Source organism: Mesorhizobium sp. M7A.F.Ca.ET.027.03.2.1, assembly GCF_003999175.1.
Classification (GTDB): Bacteria; Pseudomonadota; Alphaproteobacteria; order Rhizobiales; family Rhizobiaceae; genus Mesorhizobium.
In genome coordinates this window covers 1-2,868 of sequence record NZ_RZOM01000818.1, presented here as the reverse complement: position 1 = coordinate 2,868, position 2,868 = coordinate 1, and the positions used below count along the sequence as shown (strand labels likewise).

Below are 2,868 nucleotides of genomic sequence, written 5' to 3'. Positions count from 1 at the left end.
CCCGCTGGTGCTCGGCGATGATGAGCTGGTGCTGTCGACCGGCAATTTCCACACAGCCTCGCTGGCGCTCGCCTTCGAGACGCTCGGCCTCGCGATCGCCCAATGTGCCGCGGCCAGTGCCGCGCGCTTCATCCAACTCACCGGTTCCGGCCGCAATGGCCTGCCGAAATATCTGTCGCCGGTCGGCGGCGCCTCGGCCGGCCTCGTACCGCTGCAGAAGACGGTGACGTCGATCCTGGCCGCCATCCGCCACAAGGCCAATCCGGTGATGCTCGATTTTCTTCCGGTTTCGGAAGGCGTCGAGGATCATGCCACGCAGACACCCCTGGCGGTTGCGAAATGCGCCGGGATGATCGTGCTATGGCGGCGGTTGATCGCCTTTGAATTGATGGCCGCCGCACAGGCCATCGACCTGCGCGACGGCTTCACATTGGCGCCACGCACCGCAACAATTCACAGGGCGATACGCTCGCTCGTCCCCATGCTGAAAGAGGACCGGCCGCTCGGTATCGACGCCGAGACGCTTTACGGCGCGCTCGCCGGCGGCAGTTGGCCGGCCTGACGCGGCTTCTCAGAAGACGATGGTCTTGTGGCCGTTGAGCATGACGCGGGCTTCGAGATGCAGCTTGACCGCGCGCGCCAGCACCCGGCTTTCGATGTCGCGCCCGACTGCAACGAAATCCTCGGCGCTCATCGCATGGGTGACGCGTTCGGTCTCCTGGTCGATGATCGGGCCCTCGTCGAGGTCGGAGGTGACGTAATGCGCCGTCGCACCGATCAGCTTGACGCCGCGGTCGAAGGCCTGGTGATAAGGCTTGGCGCCCTTGAAGCTCGGCAGGAAGGAATGGTGGATGTTGATCGCCCGTCCGAACAGCCGGTCCGACAGGCCTTTTGAAAAGACCTGCATGTAGCGCGCCAGGATGACCAGTTCGGCCCCTGTCCGCTGCACCAGGTCCAGCAGCTTCTGTTCCTGTTCGGCCTTGTTCTCCTTGGTGGTCGGCCAATGGTGGTAGGGAATGCCCTCCAGCTCGGCGAAGCGGCGGGCATCCTCGTGGTTGGAGACGACGGCGGCAACCTCCGCGTTCAGCCAGCCGACCCTGATCTGGTACAGCAGATGGAGAAGCGCGTGGTCGAACTTGGAGACCATGACGATGATCTTCGGGCGGCGCCCCTGATCGACGAGCGCGGTCTTCATGCCGAACCGGTCGACACTTGATTTCAAGGCCCGCTCCAGGCTGTCGCTGGTCGAGCCTGGCGGGCTGATGAAGGCGATCCGCATGAAAAAGCGATTGGTCTGCCGGTCCCAGAACTGGCTGCTTTCGGCGATGTTGGCGCCGTTCGCGGCAAGCTCCGCCGTGACGGCGGCGACGATCCCCGGCCGGTCCTCGCAGGAAAGCGTAAGAATATGAACCGGCGCGGCGTCGTCCGTCGCATTATTGTCTTGAGATTTCACGCCCTGTCGACCCTTTTCATGAACAGGCTGAGCTCAGCCGGATCCATATGCACCACATGCTTGTCTTCGGGATAGGCGAGACTGTTGACATCGGTAACATACTCCGAGAACGCGGCGATGCGCTCGGCCTGCAAACGATCATATTCGGCGGCGAAATTGCGATAGACCTTGGAATGGCGAGGCATGTGGCCCCGGTTCTGGCCGAGGATGTCGTCGGCGAACAGATATTGCGCATCGCAACCGGTGCCCGCCCCCATCGACAGCATGATCAAGGATGTGCGTTCCGAGATCGCCTTGGCCACCTCGACCGGCACGACCTCGATCTCGGCGCCGATGGCGCCTGCGGCCTCCAGTTGTTTCACCGCAGCGAAGACCTCCATGGCGGTGTCGGCGGTCTTGCCGACCGCCTTGAAGCCGCCGGTCCAGGTGGCCCGTGACGGGATCAGCCCGACATGGCCGATCACCGGGATATTGTCATCGGCCATCCGCTTGATCGTGGCGTAGCCGGCGCTGCAATAGACCGCGTCGGCGCCGGCCTTGTAGAGCCGGAAAGCCCAGCGCACGAAATCGTCCGCCGTTCCGATCTCGTAGAAATTGTCGCCCGGCATGGTGAACAGGCTGGGGGCGGCGTCGCGGTATTGCGGGTTGAGCACCAGTTCGGGCGGCACCGAGACGATGTCGACCCCCGCGCGCTCCGCGGCCTCGGCCTCGTCCATCGTCAGCACGCGCAGCATGGTCAGCTGTCGCTTGCCCTTCATGGCGCGCAAATCCGCCACCGTCGGTCTTTTCCGGCTCATCAAATGGGTTCCCTCAGTTGCATTCGGCGGCAGGTCAGCCGATCTGGATCATCACTTTGCCAGCCTCGACCTTCACTGGATAGGTGGCGAGATTGACGCATACCGGTGCGCCTCGGGCCACACCCGTCTTGTAGTTGAAGCGGCCATTGTGCTTGGGGCATTCGATGATGTCGTCCATCACCAGCCCATCGGCCAGATGCGCCTTCTCATGCGTGCAGTACCCGTCGGTTGCGAAGTACTCGTCATCGGGACTGCGATAGATGGCGAAGGTACGGCCGCCATGATCGAAGCGGATGACATCCTCTTCCTCGACATCGTCGACGCCGCACGCTTCAACCCAGTCGGCCATCTCTCGTCTCCTGCAACTCTATTCCGCCGCCGCCGGAACGGTCAGCGCATGGAACTCGTCCCGGTATGGCTTGGCCGTCGGCGGCAATTCACGCTTGAGAAAATAGTCCTCGTACTGAAGCTGCTTGATGAGCACCGGCCAGACCTCGCGATAGGCATGCCACATCGAAGGGTTCGGCTCGGGCAGATCGTGCTTGATCAATTCGTGCAGCCTCGGCAGCGCGTGATACGGCACCATCGGGAACATGTGATGTTCGACATGGTAGTTCA

Annotated in this window: 5 protein-coding genes; 1 reads left to right on the top strand and 4 read right to left on the bottom strand. The window is 62.8% G+C overall.

Going from position 1 to position 2,868, the window contains the following annotated elements:
- A partial coding sequence (locus EN750_RS27425; protein WP_189526489.1) for an aromatic amino acid lyase occupies positions 1 to 562 on the top strand: 562 nt, incomplete at its 5' end.
- Between the two features lie 9 nt (positions 563 to 571).
- Here EN750_RS27425 and purU read toward each other — a convergent pair.
- The 4 genes from purU to EN750_RS27405 all read right to left on the bottom strand — a co-directional run.
- Positions 572 to 1,453, bottom strand: coding sequence for a formyltetrahydrofolate deformylase (gene purU / locus EN750_RS27420; RefSeq protein WP_127398545.1), 882 nt, complete (start codon positions 1,451 to 1,453; stop codon positions 572 to 574).
- On the bottom strand, positions 1,450 to 2,250 hold the full coding sequence (locus EN750_RS27415; protein WP_127398543.1) for a 3-methyl-2-oxobutanoate hydroxymethyltransferase: 801 nt from the start codon (positions 2,248 to 2,250) through the stop codon (positions 1,450 to 1,452). Before EN750_RS27415 ends, purU begins: the two co-directional genes overlap by 4 nt.
- Positions 2,251 to 2,284: 34 nt before the next feature.
- On the bottom strand, positions 2,285 to 2,599 hold the full coding sequence (locus tag EN750_RS27410) for a MocE family 2Fe-2S type ferredoxin (protein WP_013530832.1): 315 nt from the start codon (positions 2,597 to 2,599) through the stop codon (positions 2,285 to 2,287).
- 18 nt (positions 2,600 to 2,617) lie between these two features.
- On the bottom strand, positions 2,618 to 2,868 hold a 251-nt coding region (locus EN750_RS27405; protein ID WP_189526487.1), incomplete at its 5' end, for a fatty acid desaturase.

Coding starts and splice junctions, on each gene's coding strand:
- EN750_RS27410 (WP_013530832.1), bottom strand. CDS start 2,599: ATGGCCGACTGGGTTGAAGCGTGCGGCGTCGACGATGTCGAGGAAGAG.
- EN750_RS27415 (WP_127398543.1), bottom strand. CDS start 2,250: ATGAGCCGGAAAAGACCGACGGTGGCGGATTTGCGCGCCATGAAGGGC.